The sequence below is a fragment of the Isoptericola sp. F-RaC21 genome (assembly GCF_038593535.1).
Taxonomy (GTDB): domain Bacteria; phylum Actinomycetota; class Actinomycetes; order Actinomycetales; family Cellulomonadaceae; genus Isoptericola.
The window spans coordinates 706,279-729,779 of the sequence record NZ_JBCFYX010000001.1 but is presented as its reverse complement, the minus strand read 5'-3'; the positions used below and the strand labels follow the sequence as shown (position 1 = coordinate 729,779).

Genomic DNA, 23,501 nt, shown 5'->3' with positions numbered 1-23,501 from the left:
CGGGTCGTGAGCGCTGCGTCGTGCACGGCAGCGGTCGGTCGGGACCGCCCGGCGCGAGGGCGCCGGGCACGGTCGTGGGGCGCCACCATCGGTGACGCCCCACGATCGTACTCATCCGGGCGACCTCGGACGGCGTCCCGCGCCGCCGGGGGCTCGGGCGACCTCGCTCAGGCGCCCGGCCGGCCCGCGGGTCCGTCGTCGTTGCGCTTCTTGGCCTCCTGGGCCGCCTTGTCGACGTAGCCGTCCACGGTGTCGGGCGTCACCTTCTTGACCTGCTCCGCGGCCTTGTCGATGTTCTCGTCGGTCGCGACGTCCTTGAGCGCGTCCTTCGCCTTGTCGAACAGGCCCCCCAGGCCCGAGCTCTCGCCCATGCTGCTCCCCCTCGACTCACGGTCGTTCCCCCGGCCCGGTGCCGGCCGACCGCCACCAGGATCGCCGCGCGCCGCCGTTGGCGCTATCGGGAGCGGCCCGTGAGAGCGGCGCAGGCCGGCGCGCGCCATCGGCTCCAAGAACATTGTGAAGGACTTCACAAGACTCGTCCGCCCAGGTGAGGCGCTGTGGTCTTACCATAGAGACGGCGCCGAACCCGGAGCCATCCAGACCGGCCGCACACCCTGCGACCCGGACCCGGAGGGGACCATGACCACCACCCGCACCACCCAGCGACCGGTTCGCATCGTCGGCCTCGTCGCGCTGATCGCCGGCATCCTGATGATCGGTGCCGGAGCCGCCACCTGGGCCACCGTCAGCACCCAGCTCGCCGCCCAGGACATCGCCGTCTCCGAGGACGCCGCGTTCCTCGGCGGCGCCACGGTGGACGGCCCCCTCACCGCGTACGCGCAGGCCCAGGTCATCGACAAGCACGCGCTCGAGGCCACGGGCGGCCAGACCTACGCCCAGCTCGAGCAGGACGACCCGCTGCGCGCCACCGCGATGAACGCCTCGTTCCTGCGTGCCTCGCTGTTCACCTCGGTCGTCGCCTACGGCGTGAGCGCCCTGGTCATGGGCCTCGGCGTCCTGTTCGGCCTCATGGGCTGGTCGCTGCGCCGCCTCGCCGTCGAGCCCGCCGTCGCGACCGCGACCGTCCCGGCCGCCACCGCGACGCCGGCCCGCGGCCGGCTCAACCCGGCGGTCTGACCGCCCTGTCGCCCCGCCGAACAGGTGGTTGCGCACGCTCTGAGCCGTCAGAACGTGCGCAACCACCTGTTCGGCGTCGTCGGGGGCCCGCGCCGTTGTGGCCGTCGGCCTCGACCGGCACCCTGGGGAGCGTGCCCGCCGTTCCTCCGCCGCCCCACGCCGACCCTCCCGACTCCCCCGGCTACCCCGCCGCCGCGCGCACCGCGCCGACGCTCGCGGCCCTCGACGCGCACCTCGTGGAGTGCCATGCCTGCCCGCGTCTCGTCGCCTGGCGCGAGGACGTCGCCCGCGAGCGCCGGGCGGCCTTCCGCGACGAGGAGTACTGGGGGCGGCCGGTCCCGGGGTTCGGGGACCCGGCCGCGCGCGTCGTCGTCGTGGGCCTCGCCCCCGCCGCGCACGGCGCGAACCGCACGGGGCGCATGTTCACCGGCGACCGCAGCGGCGACTTCCTGTTCGCCGCCATGCACCGCACCGGGTTCGCCAACCAGGCCACGTCGGTCTCGGCCGACGACGGGCTGGAGCTGCGTGACATCCGCGTCACCGCGCCCGTGCGCTGCGCGCCACCCGCGAACAAGCCCACCCCCGAGGAGCGGCGCCGGTGCGCGCCGTACCTGGCACGCGAGCTGGAGCTGGTGGGTGCGGGCGTGCGCGTCGCCGTGGCCCTGGGCGCCATCGGCTGGCAGGCGCTGCTCACGACGCTCGCCGAGCAGGGCTGGGAGGTGCCCCGCCCGCGGCCGCGGTTCGCGCACGGCACCGAGGTGACGCTGGACCGCACGCCCGGCCGTCCCGAGGGCGGCAAGCTCACCGTGCTCGGCTGCTTCCACGTCTCGCAGCAGAACACGTTCACGGGGCGCCTCACCCCGGCCATGCTCGACGCCGTCCTGCTCCGGGCCCGCGAGCTCGCGCAGGCGTGAGACCTCGGGGTCGAGATCGGCGGGCCCGCGCGACCCCGCCCCGCTAGGGTCCACGGGTGATCACCATCCTCACCGGGCCCCCGGGCGCCGGGAAGACCACCGTCGCCGCCCTCCTGTCCGCGGACAGCTCGCGGCCCACGGTGAACCTCACCACCGACACGTTCTACCGGTCGGTCGTGACGGGCTTCGTGCCGCCGTACCTCGCGGGCTCGGAGCGCCAGAACGCCGTCGTCGCCGACGCGATCGTCGGCGCGACGACCGAGTACGCCCGGGGTGGTTACGACGTCGTGCTCGACGGCGTCGTCGGGCCGTGGTTCCTCGCGCCGTTCCGGGCGGCGGCCGCGCGCGAGGGCTGGGACCTCGCGTACGTCGTCCTGCGACCGGACCTCGAGGTGACGCTCGCGCGCGCCGCCGGCCGCGCGGACGCCGAGCTGCGCGACCCGGCCGCCGTGCGCAGCATGCACGCGGCCTTCGCCGACCTGGGCGACCTCGAGGCGCACGCCCGCGACACCGGCGGCGAGGACCCGGCCGCCACGGCCGCGGCGGTGCGCGAGGCGCTCGAGGGCGGTGCCTTCCGTCTGTCGCTGCGTGCTGGTGGGCTCCCGGAGCTCGACCGCGCCGAGCCGCCGCTGCGCGCGGACGAGGTCACCACGCTCCGGGCGTTCCTCGACTACCACCGGGACACGCTGCGCTGGAAGACGGCGGGCCTCACGGCCGTGCAGCTGCGCACCCCGCACCCGCCGAGCTCCCTGACGCTCGGCGGCCTGGTCAAGCACCTCGCCCTGGTCGAGACGGACTGGTTCGCGGTGAAGCTGGACGGCGACACCGCCATCGCACCGTTCGACACGGCGGACTGGGACGCCGACCCGGACTGGGAGTTCCACTCGGCGGCCGACGACTCCCCCGAGGAGCTGCGCCGGATCTTCGACGCCGCGGTCGCCGACTCCGACCGGCGCATCGACGCGGCCCTCGCGGCGGGAGGCCTCGACGGCACGTCCGTCCGGGAGTCCCGGCACGGGGACGAGGGGGCGTTCAGCCTGCGCTGGATCCTCGTGCACATGATCGAGGAGTACGCCCGGCACAACGGGCACGCGGACCTGCTGCGCGAGGCCGTGGACGGCGCGACCGGCGAGTGACCCGCGCCGGCGGGGCGTGCCCGGGCCGGGTCGTCGACGGGCTCAGCCGCCGGCGGCGGCCGCCCGCTCCCGCGCCTCGCGGCGCGGGCGCAGCAGGTACTGCTCGGTGACGAAGCCCACGACGGCCGCGAGCAGCACGATGGGGGCCATCGCCGGCGCCGAGGGTCCGAGGAGCATCACCACCAGCACGGACGAGGACACGGGGAACGGCAGGGTCGCCGCGGTCGCCGCCGCCATGCCTGCGGCGAGCGCCGGGACCGCGCCGTAGCCCGGCAGCCCCGAGACCGCCACCCCGGCGGCCGCGCCGAGGAGGACGGCGGGGAAGATGGGGCCGCCCCGCAGGGTGCCGAGCGACACGGCGTACGCGATCCCCTTGAACGCCAGCAGCGCGACCAGCGCCCCGGTCCCCCACGCCGCGGGGTCGGACGCCAGCGTGGGGAGCAGCGCCTGGCCCGAGAGCGCGACCTCCTCCGGCGAGCGGCCGGTGGTCAGCCCGTAGGCCGCGGCGCACACGCCGACGACGAGCGCGCCGATCACCGCCCAGCGCAGCGGCTTCGGCTCGGCGACGCGCGCGACGACCCCGCCCAGCCGGTGCACGAGCCGCACCCCGACGGCGATCAGCACCGCGACCGGCAGGGTCCAGAGCACGTCGCCGAGGTCGGGCCGCGCGGGCCCGTCGATGCCCGGCAGCGTGAGCGAGGCGATCTCCAGCCCGGTCCAGCTCCCCATGCCGGTGAACACGAGGGCTCCGACGCCCGAGGTCAGGAGGCACGGGAGCACGACGCGGGTGAGCTTCGCCCCGGCGAGGCCGCCCAGCGCGGCGGCCTCGACGACGAAGACCGCGCCCACGAGCGGGCTGCCGAAGATCGCCGACAGCGCGGCGGCCGACCCCGCGACGGACAGCACCTGCCGCGCGGGGTCACCGAACGCCGCGTCCCACGGCCGCACCAGGATGAGCGCGAGGGCCGCGCCGATGCCGAGCAGGGGCGCCTCGGGGCCGAGGACGACGCCGAGGGGAAGCCCGGCGAGCGCGGCCAGCAGGATGCCGGGCACGTGCGACGCGGGGACCGGCCCCATGCTCAGCCCGTGGACGGGGACGTGGCCGCCCTGCCCCGGGAGATACCGGATGGCGACCCCGACCACGACGCCGGCCACGGCGAGCCACGGCAGCGGCCACCACCACGGCGGGGTGTCCATCCCCCACGCCGCCGGCAGGTCGTCCCACACCAGGTGGGTCAGCTCGTGCAGCAGGGCGAGGAACGCGAACGCCGCCAGCGAGACGGGGATGCCGATCAGGGCGGAGATGCCGAGCAGCCTGGCGTACGGCCGCCAGTCGATGGTGTCCTGCGCCTCCGCCGTCGTCACGTCGCTCCCTCGTCCAGTGGTGTCGGGCCGGTCCGTGACGCGCTGATCCGGCGCTCAGCCGAGCAACTTGGCCTTGGCCGCGGCGAACTCGGCGTCGGACAGGACGCCGGCCGCCTTGAGGTCGCCGAGCTGCGTGAGCTTCGCGATGAGGTCGTCGCCCGACGGCGCCGCGGGGGCCGCCGCGACCTGTGCCTGCTGCTGGGCCTGCAGCTGCGCCTGCTGCTGGGCGTACGCCTGCTGCTCCTGCTGCGCCTGGTACTGCTGGGCCTCGTACTGCTGCTGCTCGCGCGAGGCGGCCCGGCGGTTCATCGCCCGGCTGGTCGCCTGGGCGGTGCCGGTGATCACGGCCGTGCGGGCCATCGTGCCGATGAGGCCGGGGCGGCCCATCCGTCGCATGGGGGGCATCTCAGTTCTCCTCCTCGATCTCGGCCGCGAGCGCCTCGAGCGCCGCCGGCGGCACCTGGGTCCAGTCGAGCACCTGACCGCCCGCTCCGCGCACGGCTCCGGTGAGGCCGCGCGCCCACACGTGCTCGAACACGAGCATGCCGACGGCCGCGCCGGGGGCGAGATCGGCCGAGATGTCGTCGACGTCCTCGGCCGCGAGCAGGCCCGCGGGCTCTCCGACGATGCGCGCCAGCTCGTCGTCGCCGCCCTCCGTGGCCTCGAGCCACTCGACGGTCCCGTCGTCCGCCTTGAGGATGAGCAGAGCGTCGAGCACGTCGATCGTGCCGGCGTCGACGAGCCGCCCGAGCTCGGCGACGATCTCGCCCTTGAAGTCGCTCCGGGGGAACTCGATGAGCACGAGCTCCACGGGTCCTGTGGGTCGCATGTCCTGCCTCTCGGTCGGCCGTCCGGCGGGGACGGACGGCGCGCGGACGCCGCCCGAGCCGGTCCTGCGGCACACTCTGGCACCGCTCGGCCCGGTCCGCATGCCGTGCGGGCGATGTCACCCTCCGGCCCGCTCGAGGAGCGAAGTCGCAGGTCATCCGACACGATGTGCGATGACCGGAGCGCCGGTCCGCGCACGGACGGCGCAGGGGGCGGAGGGTGACGCGATGACGCGAGACGACGGGCGGGACGCCGGCGAGCAGGGCGTGGGGACGGTGAGCCGCCGGGTCGAGATCGTCGCCACCGTGCTGCTCGCCCTGGCGACTGTCGTGACGGCGTGGTCGGCGTTCCAGAGCACCAAGTGGTCCGGCGTGCAGGCGAACAGCTATGCCGCCGCGGGGGCGGCGCGGGCCGAGTCGACGCGCGCCTCGACGCAGGCGGGCCAGCTGACCGTGATGGACGTGACCGCGTTCGCGTCCTGGATCGACGCCGTCGCGGCCGAGACGCGCGCCGGCAAGGACTCCGGGCTCGGCGACGACGGGTCGTACGCCCCGGTCGACGGCACCGAGTCGGAGTTCCTGTACACCCGGTTCCGGCCGGAGATGGTGCCCGCCTTCGACGCCTGGCTCGCCACCGACCCCCTGCACGACGACGACGCGCCGCGCACGCCCTTCCTCATGCCGGAGTACCGGCTCGCCGCGCAGGCGCGCGCGGACGCCGAGCTGGACCGGGCTGAGGACCTGTCGGCCACGGCGCGGCAGGCCAACCAGACGGGCGACAACTACGTGCTGACGTCGATCCTGTTCGCGTCGGTCGCGCTGTTCGCGGCGCTGAGCACCAAGCTGGTGCACCGCACCGCCCGCCGCGGGCTGCTCGGCGTCGCGGTGGTGCTGTTCGTCGTCTCGACGGTGGTCGTGCTGACCTTCCCGAAGGAGATCTGAGGCCCTCGCGGCGCGGGGACCGCCTCACCGGGGGCGAGGCCGTTCGCGGCGAGGGCGTTCACCGCGAGGGCGTTCACGGCGCGACCGCGCCGCACGAGCGCCGCACCGTGAGGCGGGGCAGCAGCGCGACGTGCCGCGGGGAGCCCTGCGCCCCGGGCACCTCGCCGCCCTCGTCCCCGACGATCCGCCCGACGAGCACGCGCAGCGCCTCGCGCCCGAGCTCGCGTCGGGGCGGGGTGACCGTCGTCAGCGGCACGACGGCGAGCTCGGCGTTCTCGTCGTCGTACGCGACCACGGCGAGGTCCTCCGGCACCCGCAGGCCCCGGTCGAGGGCCGCCTCCACGAGCCGGGCGGCGTGGTCGTCGGTGTGCACCACGACCGCGCGGGTGCCCGTCTCGCGGCAGCGGTCGAGGAACGCGGACAGCTCGCGCCCGAGCCCGGCGGGGTCGCCCTCGCCCTTCGGCAGCGACACGTCCGGCCCCGGCTCGACGCCGAGCCGGGCGACCGCCGTCGCGAACCCCTCGCGCACGTGCGGGGCGGTCGGGGTCCGGTCGTAGACCGCCAGGCCGACCCGGCGGTGCCCGAGCCCGGCGAGGTGCTCCACCGCGAGCACCGCCCCGTGCGCGTGGTCGGAGCGCACCTGGTCGAGCTCGCTCAGCGCGGTCAGCCCGTCGACGCGCCGCTCGACGACCACCACCGGCACGGGCACCGACCGCAACCAGGCCGCGAGGTCCTCCGGCGACCGGTCCCGGGTGGTGGGCGCGACGACGATCCCCTGCGCCCCCAGGCCCACCAGGCGGTCCACCTGGGCGGCCTCCACCTCGGGACGGTAGTGCGACACACCCAGCACGAGCCGGACGCGGAGGCTGGGGGCCATCGCCTCCATGCCGCGCACCAGCGGCGGGAAGTGCACCGTGGCGCTCGGCACGACGACGCCGACCAGCACACGGGCGGCCTGCGGCTCGCGGGCCGAGCGCAGCGCCACCGCGCCGCCGTGCACCCGCGCCAGCCTGCCGGTGCGGTCCAGCTCGACGATGTCGCGTCGGATCGTCACCTCGGCGACGCCGAGCGCGGCGGCGGCCTCGGCCGAGCGCACGCTCCCCCGCAGCTCCACCTCCCGCAGCAGGTACTCGTGCCGGGCCCGGGGCAGGTGCATCGGTCCTCCGTCTCCTCGAGCGGGTCGGTCGAGCAGCACCGTAGCGGACCATGTCCGGGGATGATCGGAAATGTTCGGACCTTCCCGGACGAGCGTGCGGCGGGCGAGGATGCCGGGGTGACACCCGCTGCACCGACGCCGCCCCGCACCTCGAGCCCGACCCGCGCGGCGGGACCGCCGGCGTCCGACCCTCGCCTCGCCCCCGCGCGGCGCTGGCCCCGGGAGCGGTGGCTCGCGACCGCCGACGGCCTGCTGGACGCCGTCCGCCCGTACGCCTCGCCGGGCGGCGCGCTGATCACGCTGCCCGGGCCCGTCAGCGGGTCGGGCGTGTGGAGCGACGGGCTCGAGGGGTACGCGCGGACGTTCCTGCTCGCGGCGTTCCGGCTGCGGGGCGAGGACGGTCGTGACCCGCGCGGCCTGCTCGAGCGGTACGCCGACGGGCTGCGGCACGGCACCGACCCGGCGGGCGACGAGCGCTGGCCGCGGGTCGACGAGCGGCGGCAGGCGGTCGTCGAGGCCGCGTCCGTGGCGGTCGGGCTGTCGGAGACGCGGCCCTGGCTCTGGGACCGGCTCGACGACGGCACCCGGCAGCGGACCGTCGACTGGCTGGCAGGAGTGGTCGGCACCCGCGGGTACACGAACAACTGGCTGTGGTTCCAGAACGTGATCGAGGCGTTCCTGGCGAGCGTCGGGGGCCCGTGGGAGCAGGCCGACCTGGACCACAACGCCGAGACCGCCGAGGCCCTGTACACGGGCGACGGCTGGTACTCGGACGGCCGCGGCCGCGACGGGCGCCGGCAGAACTTCGACCACTACGCGGGCTGGGCCTGGCACGTCTATCCGGTGCTGCACGCCCGCATCCAGGGACGTCCGATCGACCCCGTGCACGCCGAACGCCTGCGCGCCTACCTCGACCAGGCGCGCCACCTGGTGGGGGCGCACGGTGCGCCGATGCTGCAGGGCCGCTCGGTCACCTACCGGCACGCGGTGCTCGCCCCGTTCTGGGCGGGCGCGATCGCCGACGCGACGCCGCTCGCCCCCGGCGAGACCCGCGCCCTCACCGCCGCCGTGGCCGAGCGCTTCGACGCGGCGGGCGCCGTCGACGAGCGCGGGCTCCTGCCGGTCGGCTGGCACCGCCGGTACGACCGCGTGCGCCAGCTCTACACCGGCGGGTCGTCGCCGTACTGGGCGAGCAAGGGCTTCCTCGGCCTGCTGCTCGGCGCCGACCATCCCGTCTGGACGGCGCAGCCGGAGCTGCCCGAGGCCTGGCGGGAGCCGCACGCCGTCGCGCTCCGCGCGCCCGGCTGGCTGGTCGCCGCGACGCCCGCCGACGGCATCGTGCGGCTGCTCAACCACGGCTCGGACCGCGCGATCGAGCACCCGCTCGCCCCCCGCGCGGACGACCCGTTCTACCGCCGCCTCGCCTACTCCGGGGCGACGTCGCCCCAGCTGGCGGCGGGCGACGTCGCGGCGCCGCTCGACTCGCACACCGCGCTCCTGGACTCCCGCGGCGTGCCGTCGCACCGGGACGCGGTCGAGCGCGTGCACCTGGACGACGCCGTGGCCGTGTCCCGTTCCCGGGTCTGCTGGCTCGACGTCCCCGGCGAGGGGCCGGACGGCGAGGGCCGGCCGGGAGCGGGGCACGGCGCCGCGGGCGACGACGCCGGGTGGGCCGGGCTCCGGCTCGGCCCGGTGCTCACGACCGCGTCGGTGGTGCGCGGCCCGGACGAGGTGCGCCTCGCGTGGTGGACGCCCGCCGCGTCGGCGGTGCCCGGCCGGGCACCGCGCCCCGGCACCACGACGGCCGACCTCGACCGGGACGCCGCCTGGCCGGCCGACTCCGGGCCCTGGCGGCTGCACGTGGGCGGGTGGCCGCTCGCCGCGGCACGCGACGGGTCGCTGCACGTGGAGCGCAGCACCGACGCCTCCGGGGCGCTCGTGCGGGTCGTCCGCGACGACGGGACGTCGTCCCACGTGCGCGCGGTGCCGGTGTCCGTCGAGGACGACGACGCGCCGCTCGCCCTGCCCGTCTCCGCCGTCGATACCCCCCTCGACACCGCCCTCGACACCGCCCTCGACACCGCCGGCGCGGCGCGCCGGACCGGGTCGGACCCGTTCGGCGCGGCCTCCGCCGTGCCCTGGCTGCGCACGTCGGCGCCCGTCGCCGCGGGCGAGGTGGTCGCCGCCCTCGTCGTCCTCACGGGCGAGGGCGGCTCCCGGCGCCGTCCGGTACCCGCCGTGCGGGTGCGCCGCGGCGCACCGGCCGGCCCGCCATCCGCCGTCGAGGTCCGGTGGCCGGACGGCCGCGTCGACACCGTACCGACGGGCGCGACGGCGTGACGCGGCTCCGCGCCGCGTTCGCGATGCGCGACGCCGACCTGGTGCCCGACCTGTTCGACGACGCCGCGCTCGCCCGGCTCCGCGCGGTGGCCGACGTCGCCGACGGCGTGCTCACCCCGGACGTTCTCGCCGGCGCCGGCGACCTGGGGCACGGGCGCGCCGGCGAGGTCCTGGGCGGCGTCGACGTGCTCCTCACCGGCTGGGGCGCGCCCCGGCTGGACGACGCGCTGCTGCGACGCGCGCCGCGACTGCGCTCCGTCGTGCACGCGGCAGGGTCGGTGAAGCCGCTCGTCACCCCGGCGCTGTGGGAGCGCGGCGTGCGGGTGTCCAGCGCCGCGGCCGCGAACGCGCGCCCGGTCGCCGAGTACACGCTGGCGACGGTGCTGCTGGCGGGCAAGCGCGTGCTCGAGGCCTCCGACGCCTTCGCCGCCCATCGTCGTTTCGACGGCTGGTCGCTGCCCGAGCCGCTGGGCAACCACGGCCTCACGGTCGGCGTCGTCGGGGCGTCGCGGATCGGCCGGCAGGTGATGCGGCTGCTGGCGCCGTTCGACGTCGAGGTGCTGCTGCACGACCCGTGGGTCGACGACGACGGGGCGCGCGCCCTCGGCGCCACGGCCGTGTCCCTCGACGACCTCGCCCGGGCCTCCGACGTCGTCACCGTGCACGCCCCGGACCTGCCGGAGACGTACCGCATGATCGACGCGCGCCGGCTCGCGCTCATGCCGCCCGCGGCGACGCTCGTGAACACCGCGCGGGGGCGGCTCGTCGACACCCCGGCGCTCACGCGCGAGGTGCTGTCGGGGCGCCTGCGCGCCGTCCTCGACGTGACCGACCCCGAGCCGCTACCCGCCGACCACCCCCTCTGGGACGCGCCCGGGGCGCTGCTGACCCCGCACGTCGCCGGGTCGCTCGGCAACGAGCTGCGCCGCCTCGGCGACCTCGCCGTCGGCGAGGTGGAGCGCCTCGCCGACGGCGCGCCGCTGGAGCACGAGGTGCTGCCCGAGCAGCTGGGCACGACCGCCTGAGGGCGGCGATCTTGACACGACCTCTACCCCTCCCTACGTTCTACAACGATGTAGCCGAGAAAGAGCCCGGGGCGACGACGCCGCGGGCACGCACGGAAACCGACGACCGCCGGCCGAGGACGACCGCCGGCCCCGAAGGAGAGCTCGATGACGAGACCCCCGCTCCGCGCCACCACGTCCCCGAGCACGACGAGAGCGGCGGTCGGCGTCCTCGCCCTCCTCGTGCTCGCGCTGTGCCTGGCCGCGGCGCCGGCACCGACCGCCCGCGCGGCCGTCGCCCTGGACCGGTGGTTCGTCATCACGAGCGCGCACTCCGGCCTGGCGCTGCAGGTCGAGGGCGAGACCGTCGAGCCGCACGCGGACCTCGTGCAGGAGGCCCGCACGGGCGCCCGGAGCCAGCAGTTCCGCTTCCTCGAGTCCGCCGACGGCTCCTACCGGATCCAGTCGCGCCTGTCCGGGCAGGTGCTGGACGTCCTCGACTTCTCCGAGGAGGACGGTGCCGCCGTCATCCAGTGGCCCGACCACGACGGCGCCAACCAGCGGTGGGTGCCGGTCGAGCGGTCGGACGGCACGACGAGCTTCCGCAACGTCCACTCGGGCAAGATGCTCGACCTGCTCGACGGGTCCGTCGCCCCGGGCGCGCCGGTCGGGCAGTTCGGCGACAACGGCCTGGACGCCCAGCGCTGGGAGCTCGACCCCGTCGCGGACGCCGGGCTCGCCAACCCCCTGCGCTCCAACGGGGCCGACCCGTGGATCCAGTACTCCGACGGCGCGTACTACATGTCGACGACGACCTGGGACTCCACCGTGACCATGCGCCGCTCGACGACGCTCGCGGGCCTCGCGACCGCCCCGGACACGGTCGTGTGGGACGACGCCGGCACCGACTCCCGCTGCTGCAGCCACTGGGCCCCGGAGTTCCACGAGATCGACGGCACCTGGTACCTCATGTACACGTCGGGGAGCTCGCAGACGGACCTCGACGGCCAGAAGCTCCGCGTGCTGCGCTCCACCGGCGACACCCCGATGGGCCCGTACGAGTTCATGGGGACGCCGCTGCCGGACCAGTGGAACATCGACGGCACGTACCTCGAGGTCGACGGCGAGCTCTACCTCCTGTGGTCCGAGTGGGTGGGCGAGGACCAGTCCGTCCGGGTCGCCCGCATGACGAACCCCTGGACGGTCACCGGGCCGCAGTCGACCGTCGCGAGACCTGAGCACGCCTGGGAGACCCAGGGCGGACGGGTCAACGAGGCTCCGGCCGTGCTGCAGCGCGACGGCCGCACGTTCGTCACGTTCTCCGCGTCGTCGTGCAACACGCCCGACTACGCGCTCGGGCTGCTGGAGCTCACCGGTGCCGACCCGCTGGACCCTGGCGCGTGGACCAAGTCTCCCGACCCGCTGCTCCAGCGGGGCAACGGCGTCTTCGGGCCGGGGCACAACGGGTTCTTCACCTCGCCCGACGGCACCGAGGACTGGATCGTCTACCACGGCAACACGTCGGCCACGCAGGGCTGCGGGGACACCCGTCAGACGCGCGTGCAGAAGGTGGGCTGGAACGACGACGGCACCCCGAGCCTCGGCGCCCCCGTGCCCAGCGGCGAGGCGCTCGCCCCGCCGTCCGGCGAGTAGCGCCGCACCACGACCGCTCAGGCCCGCCCCCGCGCGGGCGCGCCCCGGCTCCCCGGACCGCCGTCCGCGCCGGCGTCGGGCAGCACCATCTCGGCACGCACGCCGAGCAGGCGCACCTCGCGGCCGGGCTCGATCCCGGCCGCGAGGTCGAGCACCGCGGCGGTCACCTCCTCGAGCGAGCGGGTCGGCGCGGCCAGCTTCCGCGAGAGCGTGCGGGTGAAGAACGGCGCGTAGCGCACCTTGAGCCCCACCCGGAACACCGCCCGCCCCTCGGCCTCGGTGTCCGCGTGCGCCTGCGCGGCCAGCTCCCGCAGCGCCGCCACGACCTGCTCGGTCGTCGTGAGGTTGCGCTGGAAGGTGGTCTCGCGGCCGTGCCCGCGGGCCACCCACGGCGTGTCGTCGACGACGGCGGCGCCCTGCCCGCGGCCCAGCTGCCCGTACCAGGCGCCCAGGCGCGGCCCGAACTCGTCGACGAGGACGGCGTCGTCCGCAGCGGCGAGCTGGGCGACCGTGCGGATGTCGTGCGCCGCCAGGCGCTTCGAAACCTTCGGGCCCACGCCCCACAGGTCGGCGGTGGGCCGCTGCCCCATGACCTCGAACCAGGTGTCCGCGGTGAGCCGGTACACGCCCGCCGGCTTGCCGAACCCCGTCGCGATCTTCGCGCGGACCCTGGTGTCCCCGACGCCGACCGAGCAGTGCAGCGCGGTCGCGTCGAGCACCGCCCGCTGCACCCGGCGGGCGAACGCCTCCGGGTCCTCGCCGTCGTACCCGAGGAACGCCTCGTCCCAGCCGAGCACCTCCACCACCGTGCCCAGCCCGCGCAGCGTCTCCATCACGTGCGCGGAGGCGTCGTCGTACGCCTGGCGGTCCACCGGGAGGAACACCGCGTCCGGCACCTTGCGGGCCGCGACGCGCAGCGGCGTCCCCGACCCGACGCCGTACGCGCGCGCCTCGTACGACGCGGTCGAGACCACGGCACGCTCGCTCGGGTCGCCGCGACCGCCGACGATCACCGGCCTTCCCGCCAGCTCCGGGCGCCGCAGCAGCTCGACCGCGGCCAGGAACTGGTCGAGGTCGACGTGCAGCACCCAACGAAAGGCGCGCGAGCCCATGGCTCGAGTGTCCGCCACCCGCGACGAGCGGGCCCGGCCACGGGGCGAGCGGCCCGCTCAGTCCCCGGCCGGCGGCCAGCCGACGATGTCGTCGAGGACGGGCGGACGGTACCCGGGCCCCTTGAGCACCTTGCCGTCGGCCCGACGCAGGACCCGCCCGTCCTCGTCCACCTTGCTCAGGTTCGACCGGTGCACCTCGGCGAAGACCGCGGGCAGGTCGATCCCCAGGGCGTCGGCCGCCCCGTAGGTGACGTAGAGGACGTCGGCCAGCTCCTTCGCCACCGCGCGGTACGCGGCGGCCGGGTCGTCGCCGGACGCCAGGGCGGCCGCCAGGTCGGTCAGCGCCTCCGCCGCCTCGCCGGCCTCCTCGGCCAGCAGCGCCCGGCGGTGCCGGGCCAGCTCGGGGCGTGCGGCGTCCACGTCCAGGTCGAACAGCCGGCGGAACTCGGCGACCCGCCGCATCGGCTCGTGATCCATGCCCGAGAACCTAGCGGCGGGTGAGGAGCGGGCGAAAACCCCGCCGCCGCGCATCCGGCGGCGCGCCGGCGCCCTCTCTCCCAGGGCGACCACCCGGGTCGCTCCCCGTCCTGGAAGAGAGCACCGCCATGTCCGTCTCCGCCCCCGTGCGCCGCCCCGCACCGCAGCCCGCGCCGCGTCCCGCCCGTCGCCTCCCGCACGGGCTCGCCGAGCAGGTGGCGCTGCGGCTCGACGTCGCCGTCACCGCCCTCGCCCGGTTCCTCACCCGGTGGTCCGTCCCGGCGCTGCGCGTCGCGCTCGGGCTCGTGTTCCTCGGCTTCGGCGTCCTGAAGTTCTTCCCCGGCGCGAGCCCCGCCGAGGAGATCGCCGGCAGGACCGTCGAGACGCTCACCCTCGGTCTCGTCCCGAGCACCACCGCCGTGGTCCTCGTAGCGGTGACGGAGACCTTCATCGGCCTCACGCTCCTGACCGGGCGCCTGCTGCGGGCCGGTCTCGCGGTGCTCGCCGTCGCCATGGTCGGCATCCTGTCGCCCGTCGCCCTCTTCGGCGACGAGCTGTTCGGTCACGGCGTGACGCTGCTCGGGCAGTACGTGCTCAAGGACGTCGTCCTGGTCGCCGGGGCGGCCGTCGTCGCCGCCGTCGCCCTGGGTGCGCGGCTGCGCCACGAGGCCTGACCCCGCACCATCGCCCCTCCCCGTCCTTCCCTGTCCCGCGCCACCCCCGGAGCCTACGGCCCCCCCCCGGCCGGAGGCTCCGGTGCGTCCGTCGCCCGCCCCTGCGTCCGGATGGTGAGAAGTCCCCGGACGGGCCTGGCGTTCGCCGGATCCGCTGCTATACCTCCGCCCAGGTCACGAGCCCCAGCGCGAAGCCCCGGCTGGCTGGGCAGCAACCCCCACGTCACGGCGGGGTGCTCCGGGAGATGACCTGGCCGCCGGCCGGCCCGCGCTCGCGGGCCGAGACGCCGCGCGGCAAGCGTGATCGACGGACAGCGAGGGAACACCGATGACTCAACCCACGACCGGACCCGACCAGCCCGCCCCCTCGGTGGTGGTGCTCTCCGGCAACCCGCGCGAGGGCTCGCGCACCCTGGCGGCGGCGGAGGCCGCCGGCCGGCGCGTCGCCGAGCTGCTCGGCACCACGGACCTGACGACGATCGAGCTCGCGTCGTTCGCGGGCGAGATCCTCACGGCCGTGCACCCGGCCGCCGACGCGGCGAAGGAGCGGCTCGCCCGCGCGACGGTCGCCGTCGTCGCGACCCCCGTCTACAAGGCCTCGTACACGGGCCTGCTCAAGGCGTTCCTCGACCTCTACGGCCCCGACGGGCTCGCCGCCGTCGTGGTGGTGCCGGTCGTCGTCTCCGGCAACCCGGCGCACGCGCTCGCGGGCGAGGCACACCTGCGCCCCGTCCTCGTGGAGCTGGGCGCCATCGTGCCCACCCGGACCCTCGCGCTCACCGAGGCGCAGCTGCCGGACCTCGGCGAGGCCCTCGACCCCTGGTTCGCCCGCTGGGCGACGCCGCTGCGCCGGGCCGCCGGCAGCACCTCCACCACGACCGAGCTGACGGGAGCCGTCCTGTGACCACCGAGCACACCGAGACCACCGACCTGTCCGCGCTCTCCGGGATCGAGGAGCTCCTGAACCAGCAGGACGAGCCCCAGCTGTCGCCCGACGAGTTCAAGACGGTGTTTCGCCAGCACCCCGCGGGCGTCGCCGTGGTGGCGCTCGCCCACGAGGGCCGGCCCGTCGGGTTCACCGCCACGTCCGTCATCTCCGTGTCGGCGGCGCCGCCCCTCCTGGCGTTCTCGCTGGCGTCTACGTCGTCGTCGTGGCCGGCGGTCTCGGCGGCCGACACGCTCACGATCAGCTTCCTCGCCGACCACCAGGACGACGTCTCCGCGCGCTTCGCCACCAGCGGCATCGACCGCTTCGCCGCGGGCGGGTGGACGCCGCTGGCCACGGGCGAGCCCGTCATCGACGGCGCCCACTCCTGGGTGCGCGCCCGCGTGCTGCAGCGCACCCCCGTGGGCGACAGCTACCTCGTCTCCCTGCGCGCCCTCCAGGCCGGGTCGGACGGCACCTCGCCGCTCGTCTACCTCGACCGCACCTACCACCGGCTCGGCGACGAGTCCGCGATCTGAGCACGGAGACCCGAACCATGACCCACACTCCCCTGATCGTCGGGCTCGACGTCGACGGCGCGGGCTCCCACCCGGCGGCTGCGACCGTCGCCGGCCTGTCCCCCGCCGACCTGGTCGGCGCGGCCCGCCTCGCCCGCACGGTCCGCCAGGCCGAGAACGCCGGCGTCACCTTCGCCACGTTCGCCGACGCCCTGCTGCCCGCGGTCGCCGGCTCCCCCGCCTCGGCGCGGCTCGACGCCGTGACCCGTGCCGCGTTCGTCGCCCGCACCACCACCGCGATCGGCCTCGTGCCCCAGGTGGCGACCACCTACCCCGAGCCGTTCCACGTCGCGGCCCAGCTCGCGTCCCTCGACATCGCCGCCACCGGCCGCGGCGGCTGGCTCGCCGCCACGACCACGACGCCCGAGACCGCCTCCGCCTACGGCCGCGACCCGGTCCCCGACCTCGGCCGCGAGGCCCGTGACGTCGTGCAGGTCGTGCGCGACCTGTGGGACTCGTGGGAGGACGACGCCGTCATCCGCGACGTCGCCACGGGCCGGTACGTCGACCGCGACCGGCTGCACCACGTCGACTTCGTCGGCGAGGCGTTCTCCGTCAAGGGGCCGCTCATCACCCCGCGCCCGCCGCAGGGCCAGCTCGTGGTGCTCGCCGCCTCGGGGGAGGTCGCTCCCTCGGCGCGCGACGAGCGGCTGGTGGACGTCGCGCTCGTCGGCGGCGACGACGTCGCGTCCGCCCGCACGGCGGCGCGCGGCGCGACCGGGGCAGGCCCCGACGGCGCCGCCCTGGCCGTCGTCGACCTCGAGGTGGTGCTCGACGCGGACGGCCGGACCGCGGCCACCCGGCTCCGCGAGCTCGACGCGGCGACGCCCGCCGGCGCTCGCACCGGCTGGGGCGGGGGCCCGCTGCGGTACTCCGGCGACGCCGCGGGGCTGGCCGGCCTCCTCGCCGAGCTCGCGGCGTCGGGCGACGTCGCGGGCGTGCGCCTGCTGCCCGCGCTGCTGGACGCTGACCTGCCCGCGCTCGTCTCCGACGTGCTGCCCGCCCTGCGCGCCGCCCGGCTCACGGCGGCGCCCCGCGCGGGCGCCACGCTGCGCGACACGCTCGGGCTGCCGCGCCCCGCCAACCGCTACGACACCCGACCCCGCGCCGGCGGCCGCCACACGCTGCCCACGACCGCGACCGCCTGAGGAACCCCGATGCCTGCACCGACTTCACCAACCACACCACCGCACGCCCCCGACGCCCCGATCACCCGCCCCCGCGCGCAGGTGCACTTCGGCGTCTTCTTCCAGGGCGTCAACCACACCACCATCTGGTCCGACCCGGAGTCCGGGTCGCAGACGGACTTCGCCTCGTTCGAGCGCGTGGTCCGCACCGCGGAGCGCGGCCTGTTCGACGCGTTCTTCCTCGGCGAGGGCCTGCGCCTGCGCGAGACGCGCGGCCGGATCCACGACCTGGACGTCGTGGGCCGCCCCGACACGATCACCCAGCTCGCGGCGCTCGCGGCGATCACCGACCGCATCGGCCTCGTCGCGACGCAGAACACGACGTACCACGACCCGGCCGACCTGGCCCGGCGCCTCGCGAGCCTCGACGTGCTGTCCGGCGGGCGGGCGGCATGGAACGTCGTGACGACGGACAACGCGTGGACCGGCGAGAACTTCCGCCGGGGCGGCTACCTCGACCACGCCGACCGCTACGAGCGCGCCGCCGCCGTCCTCGCCGTCGCCCGCGGGGTCTGGGACGCGTTCGGGGACGGCCCCGGCGAGGTCGCGCGCGTGACCGTCCCCGCGGCGGACCTGCGCACGCCCCGCGACCTGGTGCTCGACGTGACCACGCCCCGCAGCCCGCAGGGCCACCCGGTGATCTTCCAGGCCGGCGACTCCCCGCAGGGACGGGACTTCGCCGCGGCGCACGCCGACGTGATCTTCTCCCGGCACGGCGCCGTGCTCGCCGACGCGCTGGAGTTCGCCGCCGACGTCCGGCGTCGCGTCGTCGCCGCGGGGCGCCCGGAGGACGACGTGAAGATCTTCCCGGGCACCGCGATCGTCGTCGGGGACACGCCCGCCGAGGCCGAGGAGAAGGCGCGCTGGGTGCGGCGGGCGCAGGTCACGCCCGCCACCGCGCTGTCGATCGTCGGCAACGTCTGGGGCGAGGACCTCTCGTCGTACGACCCGGACGGCCCGCTGCCGGCGCACGACCCGGTGGTGGCCGAGCTGGGCGGCGAGCGCGGCTCCGCGACCACCGGCGCACGCACGCACGAGATCGCCCGGCAGTGGCGGGCCCTCGCCGAGGCCGAGCACCTGTCCATCCGGGAGCTCGTCATCCGCAACGCGGGCGAGCGCGGCTTCACCGGCACGCCCGGCGCCGTGGCCGACGAGCTCACCCGCTGGGTGCGCACCGGAGCGGTCGACGGCTTCAACCTCAGCCCGTGGATCGTGCCGTCCGGTCTGGACGACGTCGTGGAGAAGGTCGTGCCCGCGCTCCAGGAGCGCGGCGCCTACCCGGAGGCCTACGAGGGCACCACGCTGCGCGAGCACCTGGGCCTGCGTGCGCCGCTCACCCGGCGCGCGCTCGTCGGCGCGCCGTAGCCACGCCCACGCCCCCACCGACGGACGGCCCGCCGTCGGTCGCTCGAGCGCGCCCGCACGCCGTCCCCCACCGAGAACGAGGACCACCGTGACCCCCACCCCCACCGCGGTGCGCCGACCTGGTCGGCGCACCGGTCGACGCACCGCGGCCGCCGCCCTCGCCGCCGCCCTGCTCGTCGCGCCGCTCGGCGCCTGCTCCGACGGCGCGGGGACGACGCCCGGCCCTGCCGGCTCCCCCGACGGCGCACCGAACCCCGGCGGCCGGCTGTCGTTCGGCCTGGGCTACGACCCGGCCTGCCTCGACCCGCAGCAGGCGGGCGGCAACGACTCGCTCAACATCGGGCGCCAGCTGGTCGACTCCCTCACCGACCAGGACCCCGACACCGGCGAGATCGTTCCGTGGCTCGCCACCTCCTGGGAGGTCTCCCCCGACGCCACCGAGTTCACCTTCACCCTGCGCGACGACGCGACCTTCGCGGACGGCACCCCGGTCGACGCCGAGGCCGTCCAGGCCAACCTCGACGGTATCGCCGCCCTGGGCGCCCAGTCGACGCTCGGCGCGAGCTACCTGTCCGGGTACGCCGAGACTGTCGTCGAGGACCCCCGCACGGCACGGGTCGTGTTCGACCGCCCCAGCGCGCAGTTCCTGCAGGCGACCTCGACGATGACCCTCGGCCTGATCTCCACCGAAAGCACGGCGCTGTCCGTCGAGGAGCGCTGCGCCGGGGAGTTCGTCGGTTCCGGCCCGTTCGTGCTCACCGGCTGGACGCCGGCGCAGTCCGCCACGGTGGACCGTCGCGACGACTACGCCTGGCCGTCCGCGAACGCCGACCACGAGGGCCCGGCCCACCTCGACGGCATCGACTTCACGGTGGTGCCGGAGGCGTCCGTACGGACGGGGTCGATCGTCTCCGGCCAGCTCGACGCCTTCATGAACGTGCTGCCCGCGGACGAGGCGCAGCTGGCCGGCGCGGGAATCACCGTCTCGGCGCGCGCCAACCCGGGCATCTCGTTCGCCCTCGTGCCCAACCTGGACCGCCCCGTGGCGGGGGACGACGCCGTGCGCGCGGCGATCTCCGCCGCGATCGACCGCGACCTGGTCGTGGACACCGTCCTGACGCCGAGCTACCGCCGCGCGACGGGGCCGCTCACCAGCTCCAACCCGGCGTACACCGACCTGTCGGACCTGCTCCAGGTAGACGTCGAAGGCGCCGCTCGCACCCTCGACCAGGCGGGCTGGACGGTGGGAGACGACGGGATCCGGGCCAAGGACGGCACCCGCCTCAGCGCCACGGTCATCTACATCACCAACTTCGCGGGCAGCGAGCCGGCGCTCGAGCTCGTGCAGCAGCAGCTGCGCGCCATCGGCATCGAGCTGGTGCTCCAGGAGGTGCAGCTGGCGGAGTACGCCCAGGCCCGCGAGGACGGCGACGCGGACTTCAGCTGGAACTCCCTGACGCGGGCCGACGGCGACGTCCTGCGCACGGTCTACGGCTCGCCCGCCACCCTTCCGCTGCCGGACGACGACCCGCTGCTGGACGAGCTGGCGGCCCAGGGCGCCGAACCCGACCGCGACGCCCGCCAGGAGCTGCTCGACGGCATCCAGCGCGAGCTCCTGGAGCGGCACCTGTCGATCCCCGTGCTCGAGTTCAGCACCGTCGTCGCGACCGCCCCGCACGTGCACGACGTGCGGTTCGAGGCGTCCTCGCGCCTCAGCTTCTACGACACCTGGGTGGACGGCGAGTGAGCGCCGCCGAGAGGTACCGCGCCGCGCTCGCGGTCACGACGTCCACCGAGCCGTGGCGGTGGGAGGAAGAGGTGTGGCGGCCCGTCGTCGAGCACGTGCCCGCCGGGCGACGCCTGGTCCCCACGGTGTGGCCGGGTGGCGCGCGGGTCGCCGTGGCGATCTCCGTGGACGCCGACCAGGAGACCCCGGCCCTGCGAGACGGCAACACCTCGCCCGGAGTGCTCGCCGCCGGCGAGTACGGCTCCCGCGTCGCGCTGCGCCGGCTGCTGCGGGTCCTCGACCGGCACGCCGTGCCTGCGTCGTTCTTCGTGCCTGCCGTGTCCGCCCTGCTGCATCCCGACGACGTGCGCGACGTCGCCGCCGCCGGGCACGAGGTCGCGGTCCACGGCTGGATCCACGAGCGCAACGCGCTCCTGGAGCGCGCCGACGAGCGCGACCTCACGCTGCGCGCGATCGACGTGCTCGAACGGCTGGCCGGCAGGCGGCCGGTCGGGATCCGGACCCCGTCGTGGGACTTTTCGCCGCACACGCTGTCGGTGGTCCGCGAGGCCGGCCTGCTCTACGACAGCTCCCTGATGGCCGACGACGATCCCTACGAGCTCGTCGAGGACGGCGAGCCCACGGGCGTGGTGGAGGTCCCCGTCGAGTGGATCCGCGACGACGCCCCCTACTTCGCCATGGCGCGCTACGCGGCCCTGCGCCCGCACACGACGCCCGACGACGTCCTCGGCATCTGGCGGGCCGAGCTGCACGGAGCGATCGCCGAGGGCGGGGTCTTCCAGCTCACCGTCCATCCCTCGATCCTCGGCCACCGGTCCCGCGTACCGGTGCTCGACCGGCTCCTCGCGGAGGCGGCCGCGTCGGGGCCCGTGTGGTTCGCCACGCACGAGCAGATCGCGCGACACGTGGCGCCCGACCTCGCCGGCCGCCCGCTCGCCGATCCCGCCCGTAGCGCCACCCCGACCACCGCACCGCCGGACACGCCTCAGGAGACGTCATGACCGCCACCGCACCACCCCCCTCGTCTCCCGGCGCGACCGGGCACGCCCTCGTCACGGGCGCGGCGTCCGGGATCGGCGCCGCGATCGTCGCCGACCTGGCCGCGCACGGCTGGGAGGTGACCGGCGTCGACGTCCGCGAGGACGCCCTGACCCGGGCGCTCCACGAGGTGCGCGAACGCACCGGCGCCCCGCTGCGCCCCGCCGTCGGCGACCTCGCCGACGCCGAGGTGCCCGCGGCCGCGGTGCGCGACGCGTGGGCGCACCGCCCCCTGGACGCGCTCGTCAACGCTGCGGGCATCTACCCCGCGGTGCCGTTCTTCGAGCTCACGGCGGAACAGTGGGACCGCGTGCAGCACGTCAACGTGCGGGCCCCCTTCCTCGCGGTCCAGGAGCTCGGCCGGCTGTCGTCCGCGGCCGGGCGCGCTCCCGCGGTCGTCAACATCACCTCCGGCGCCGCGCGCTCCGCCCGCCCGGGGACCGCGCCCTACTCCACGTCGAAGGCGGCGCTCACCCTCCTCACGCAGGCGAGCGCCGTCGAGCTCGGGCCCCTCGGCATCCGGGTCAACGCCGTCGCCCCGGACTTCGTCGACGTGGCCTCCGACGTCAACCCCGTCACGACCGAGTACGCGGACGCCGTGCGGCGCAGCCTGCTGCCCGGGCCCGCCCGGCCGGACCACGTCGCCTCCGCGGTGCGGCTGCTCCTGTCCGACGACGCCGGCTGGGTCACCGGGACCACGCTCGCCGTCGACGGCGGTGCCTCGGCCGGCACCCGGGCGCTCCCGCAGCACTGGCGGGGCGTCACCGGCGTCCAGACGCCGTCGCCCCGCCCTTCCCCGCCCACGCCGCAGGACCCGCCCCGCCCCGCACCTCAGGAGGTCCGATGACCACCCGCACGCCCGCCCCGTACTGGGTCGTCGGAGCCGGCGCGATCGGGGGCACCCTCGCCCACGCGCTCACGCAGGCCGGCCACCAGGTGACCGTGGTCGACACCGACGCCGCGCACGTCGCCGCGATCCGCGCCGACGGGCTGCGCATCCGGCGGCCGGACGGGCGCGACGACGTCGCCCGCGTCGCCGCCGCGCACACCCCCGACGACCTCCCGGCCGACTCCACCCTCGGGCGCGTGATCGTCGCCACCAAGTCGCAGCACACCGCGGACGCCGCCGCGTGGGTGGCGCCACGCCTCGCCCCGGACGGGTTCGTGCTGTCCGCGCAGAACGGCCACAACGAGCCGGTGCTGGCCGAGCACGTCGGCAGCGACCGGGTGCTCGGCGCCTTCGTCAACATCTTCGCCGACTGGCTCGAGCCCGGGGTCGTGCGCGACGGCGGCCGCGGCGCCCTCGCCGTCGGCCTCCCAGGCCGCGGGACCCCGGACTCCCGCGTCCTGTCGGTGGCGGAGGACCTGCGGGCCTACGGGCCGGTCAGCGTCACGGCGAACCTCGAGGGCTATCGCTGGGCCAAGGCGGGGTTCGGCGCCGTCCTCGGCGTCACCACCCTCGTGGACGCCCCCATCGCCGAGGTCGTCGACGCCCGGCGCGACGTCGTCTGGGCGGTGGCTCACGAGGCGACCGAGCAGGCGCTCCGGGCCGGGGTCGTCCTGGAGGCCTTCGACGCCTACGAGCCCTACGCGTTCTCGTCCGCCGCCGACGAGGTCGTGCGCGACCGCGCCCTGAACCGGCTGGTGCGCTGGCTGCGCGGGCAGCCCAAGGACCGGTCCGGCGTCTTCCGCGACATCGCGGTGCGCGGGCGCGAGCGCGAGCACGGCCCGGGCCGCGCCGGCCCCGGCGACGACGTGCCGACGCCGCTGCTGGCCGCCCTCGGGTCGTCCCTGGACGACCTCGCCGCCGGCCGTCGCGAGTTCGGCTGGTCGAACGTCGACGAGCTGCGCGCCCTGCTCGCCCCGGCCTGACGCCCCCCACCCCGCTCGGGTCCGTACGGACCCGCCGTCCGGAAGGACCCTC

General features: G+C 76.1%; 23 protein-coding genes and 1 riboswitch. Of the genes, 16 read left to right on the top strand and 7 right to left on the bottom strand.

What is annotated here, in order from left to right; translation table 11 throughout:
• Window positions 1-167: 167 nt before the first annotated feature.
• Window positions 168-371, bottom strand: a complete 204-nt coding sequence (locus tag AAG589_RS03375; protein ID WP_430565824.1) for an Rv0909 family putative TA system antitoxin — start codon at window positions 369-371, stop codon at window positions 168-170.
• Between the two features lie 268 nt (window positions 372-639).
• On the opposite strand from AAG589_RS03375, the gene AAG589_RS03370 reads away from it, so the two are divergent.
• From AAG589_RS03370 to AAG589_RS03360, 3 genes are all read left to right on the top strand, one after another.
• Window positions 640-1,137: an aromatic ring-opening dioxygenase LigA gene (locus AAG589_RS03370; protein ID WP_430565823.1), complete on the top strand. Its 498-nt coding sequence runs from the start codon at window positions 640-642 to the stop codon at window positions 1,135-1,137.
• A 131-nt stretch (window positions 1,138-1,268) separates the two neighbouring features.
• A complete protein-coding gene (locus tag AAG589_RS03365) occupies window positions 1,269-2,051 on the top strand; it encodes a uracil-DNA glycosylase (protein WP_430565822.1) in 783 nt (260 codons plus the stop codon).
• A gap of 56 nt (window positions 2,052-2,107) precedes the next feature.
• Complete coding sequence (locus AAG589_RS03360; RefSeq protein WP_430565821.1) at window positions 2,108-3,187, top strand: mycothiol transferase; 1,080 nt, start codon at window positions 2,108-2,110, stop codon at window positions 3,185-3,187.
• Window positions 3,188-3,229: 42 nt separating this feature from the next.
• On the opposite strand, the gene AAG589_RS03355 is transcribed toward AAG589_RS03360, so the two are convergent.
• The 3 genes from AAG589_RS03355 to AAG589_RS03345 are packed head-to-tail and all read right to left on the bottom strand — an operon-like array spanning window position 3,230 to window position 5,381.
• The gene (locus AAG589_RS03355) at window positions 3,230-4,552 is read right to left on the bottom strand and encodes a chloride channel protein (protein ID WP_430565820.1); all 1,323 of its coding nucleotides are present in this window, start codon (window positions 4,550-4,552) and stop codon (window positions 3,230-3,232) included.
• Window positions 4,553-4,606: 54 nt separating this feature from the next.
• Window positions 4,607-4,957 (bottom strand): SHOCT domain-containing protein, encoded by a 351-nt coding sequence (locus AAG589_RS03350; RefSeq protein WP_430565819.1) that lies wholly within the window; start codon window positions 4,955-4,957, stop codon window positions 4,607-4,609.
• Window position 4,958: 1 nt separating this feature from the next.
• Window positions 4,959-5,381 (bottom strand): DUF6325 family protein, encoded by a 423-nt coding sequence (locus AAG589_RS03345; protein WP_430565818.1) that lies wholly within the window; start codon window positions 5,379-5,381, stop codon window positions 4,959-4,961.
• Between the two features lie 226 nt (window positions 5,382-5,607).
• Here AAG589_RS03345 and AAG589_RS03340 point away from each other — a divergent pair, with 226 nt between their 5' ends.
• A complete protein-coding gene (locus AAG589_RS03340) occupies window positions 5,608-6,321 on the top strand; it encodes a hypothetical protein (protein WP_430565817.1) in 714 nt (237 codons plus the stop codon).
• A gap of 73 nt (window positions 6,322-6,394) precedes the next feature.
• On the opposite strand, the gene AAG589_RS03335 is transcribed toward AAG589_RS03340, so the two are convergent.
• Window positions 6,395-7,477 (bottom strand): LacI family DNA-binding transcriptional regulator, encoded by a 1,083-nt coding sequence (locus AAG589_RS03335; protein ID WP_430565816.1) that lies wholly within the window; start codon window positions 7,475-7,477, stop codon window positions 6,395-6,397.
• Between the two features lie 117 nt (window positions 7,478-7,594).
• Between AAG589_RS03335 and AAG589_RS03330 the strand changes: the two genes are divergently transcribed.
• The 3 genes from AAG589_RS03330 (at window position 7,595) to AAG589_RS03320 (ending at window position 12,474) form a co-directional block, all read left to right on the top strand.
• Window positions 7,595-9,817 (top strand): DUF2264 domain-containing protein, encoded by a 2,223-nt coding sequence (locus tag AAG589_RS03330; protein WP_430565815.1) that lies wholly within the window; start codon window positions 7,595-7,597, stop codon window positions 9,815-9,817.
• Complete coding sequence (locus AAG589_RS03325) at window positions 9,814-10,842, top strand: hydroxyacid dehydrogenase (protein ID WP_430565814.1); 1,029 nt, start codon at window positions 9,814-9,816, stop codon at window positions 10,840-10,842. The genes AAG589_RS03330 and AAG589_RS03325 overlap by 4 nt, the downstream gene beginning before the upstream one ends.
• Window positions 10,843-10,989: 147 nt before the next feature.
• Complete coding sequence (locus AAG589_RS03320) at window positions 10,990-12,474, top strand: family 43 glycosylhydrolase (RefSeq protein ID WP_430565813.1); 1,485 nt, start codon at window positions 10,990-10,992, stop codon at window positions 12,472-12,474.
• Window positions 12,475-12,491: 17 nt separating this feature from the next.
• Here the strand turns inward: AAG589_RS03320 and AAG589_RS03315 are convergent, their stop codons facing one another.
• Both AAG589_RS03315 and AAG589_RS03310 read right to left on the bottom strand, forming a co-directional pair.
• The gene (locus AAG589_RS03315; protein ID WP_430565812.1) at window positions 12,492-13,586 is read right to left on the bottom strand and encodes a DNA polymerase IV; all 1,095 of its coding nucleotides are present in this window, start codon (window positions 13,584-13,586) and stop codon (window positions 12,492-12,494) included.
• A gap of 57 nt (window positions 13,587-13,643) precedes the next feature.
• On the bottom strand, window positions 13,644-14,063 hold the full coding sequence (locus AAG589_RS03310; protein WP_430565811.1) for a MazG nucleotide pyrophosphohydrolase domain-containing protein: 420 nt from the start codon (window positions 14,061-14,063) through the stop codon (window positions 13,644-13,646).
• A 128-nt stretch (window positions 14,064-14,191) separates the two neighbouring features.
• Here AAG589_RS03310 and AAG589_RS03305 point away from each other — a divergent pair, with 128 nt between their 5' ends.
• The 9 genes from AAG589_RS03305 (at window position 14,192) to AAG589_RS03265 (ending at window position 23,449) form a co-directional block, all read left to right on the top strand.
• Window positions 14,192-14,737, top strand: a complete 546-nt coding sequence (locus AAG589_RS03305) for a DoxX family membrane protein (RefSeq protein ID WP_430565810.1) — start codon at window positions 14,192-14,194, stop codon at window positions 14,735-14,737.
• Window positions 14,738-14,909: 172 nt separating this feature from the next.
• A riboswitch (SAM riboswitch) is annotated at window positions 14,910-15,010 on the top strand.
• Window positions 15,011-15,065: 55 nt separating this feature from the next.
• Window positions 15,066-15,641, top strand: a complete 576-nt coding sequence (locus AAG589_RS03300; RefSeq protein WP_430565809.1) for an NADPH-dependent FMN reductase — start codon at window positions 15,066-15,068, stop codon at window positions 15,639-15,641.
• A gap of 26 nt (window positions 15,642-15,667) precedes the next feature.
• Window positions 15,668-16,201 carry a flavin reductase family protein gene (locus AAG589_RS03295; RefSeq protein ID WP_446719680.1) on the top strand — a complete coding sequence of 178 codons (534 nt, stop codon included), beginning with the start codon at window positions 15,668-15,670 and terminating at the stop codon, window positions 16,199-16,201.
• A gap of 17 nt (window positions 16,202-16,218) precedes the next feature.
• Entirely contained in the window at window positions 16,219-17,388 is a 1,170-nt protein-coding gene (locus AAG589_RS03290; protein WP_430565807.1) for a nitrilotriacetate monooxygenase, read from the top strand.
• Between the two features lie 9 nt (window positions 17,389-17,397).
• The gene (locus tag AAG589_RS03285; RefSeq protein WP_430565806.1) at window positions 17,398-18,792 is read left to right on the top strand and encodes an LLM class flavin-dependent oxidoreductase; all 1,395 of its coding nucleotides are present in this window, start codon (window positions 17,398-17,400) and stop codon (window positions 18,790-18,792) included.
• Window positions 18,793-18,880: 88 nt separating this feature from the next.
• Complete coding sequence (locus tag AAG589_RS03280) at window positions 18,881-20,539, top strand: ABC transporter substrate-binding protein (protein WP_430565805.1); 1,659 nt, start codon at window positions 18,881-18,883, stop codon at window positions 20,537-20,539.
• On the top strand, window positions 20,536-21,540 hold the full coding sequence (locus AAG589_RS03275) for a polysaccharide deacetylase family protein (RefSeq protein WP_430565804.1): 1,005 nt from the start codon (window positions 20,536-20,538) through the stop codon (window positions 21,538-21,540). The genes AAG589_RS03280 and AAG589_RS03275 overlap by 4 nt, the downstream gene beginning before the upstream one ends.
• Complete coding sequence (locus AAG589_RS03270) at window positions 21,537-22,424, top strand: SDR family NAD(P)-dependent oxidoreductase (protein ID WP_430565803.1); 888 nt, start codon at window positions 21,537-21,539, stop codon at window positions 22,422-22,424. The genes AAG589_RS03275 and AAG589_RS03270 overlap by 4 nt, the downstream gene beginning before the upstream one ends.
• The gene (locus AAG589_RS03265) at window positions 22,421-23,449 is read left to right on the top strand and encodes a ketopantoate reductase family protein (RefSeq protein ID WP_430565802.1); all 1,029 of its coding nucleotides are present in this window, start codon (window positions 22,421-22,423) and stop codon (window positions 23,447-23,449) included. The genes AAG589_RS03270 and AAG589_RS03265 overlap by 4 nt, the downstream gene beginning before the upstream one ends.
• The last annotated feature ends 52 nt before the right edge of the window (window positions 23,450-23,501 follow it).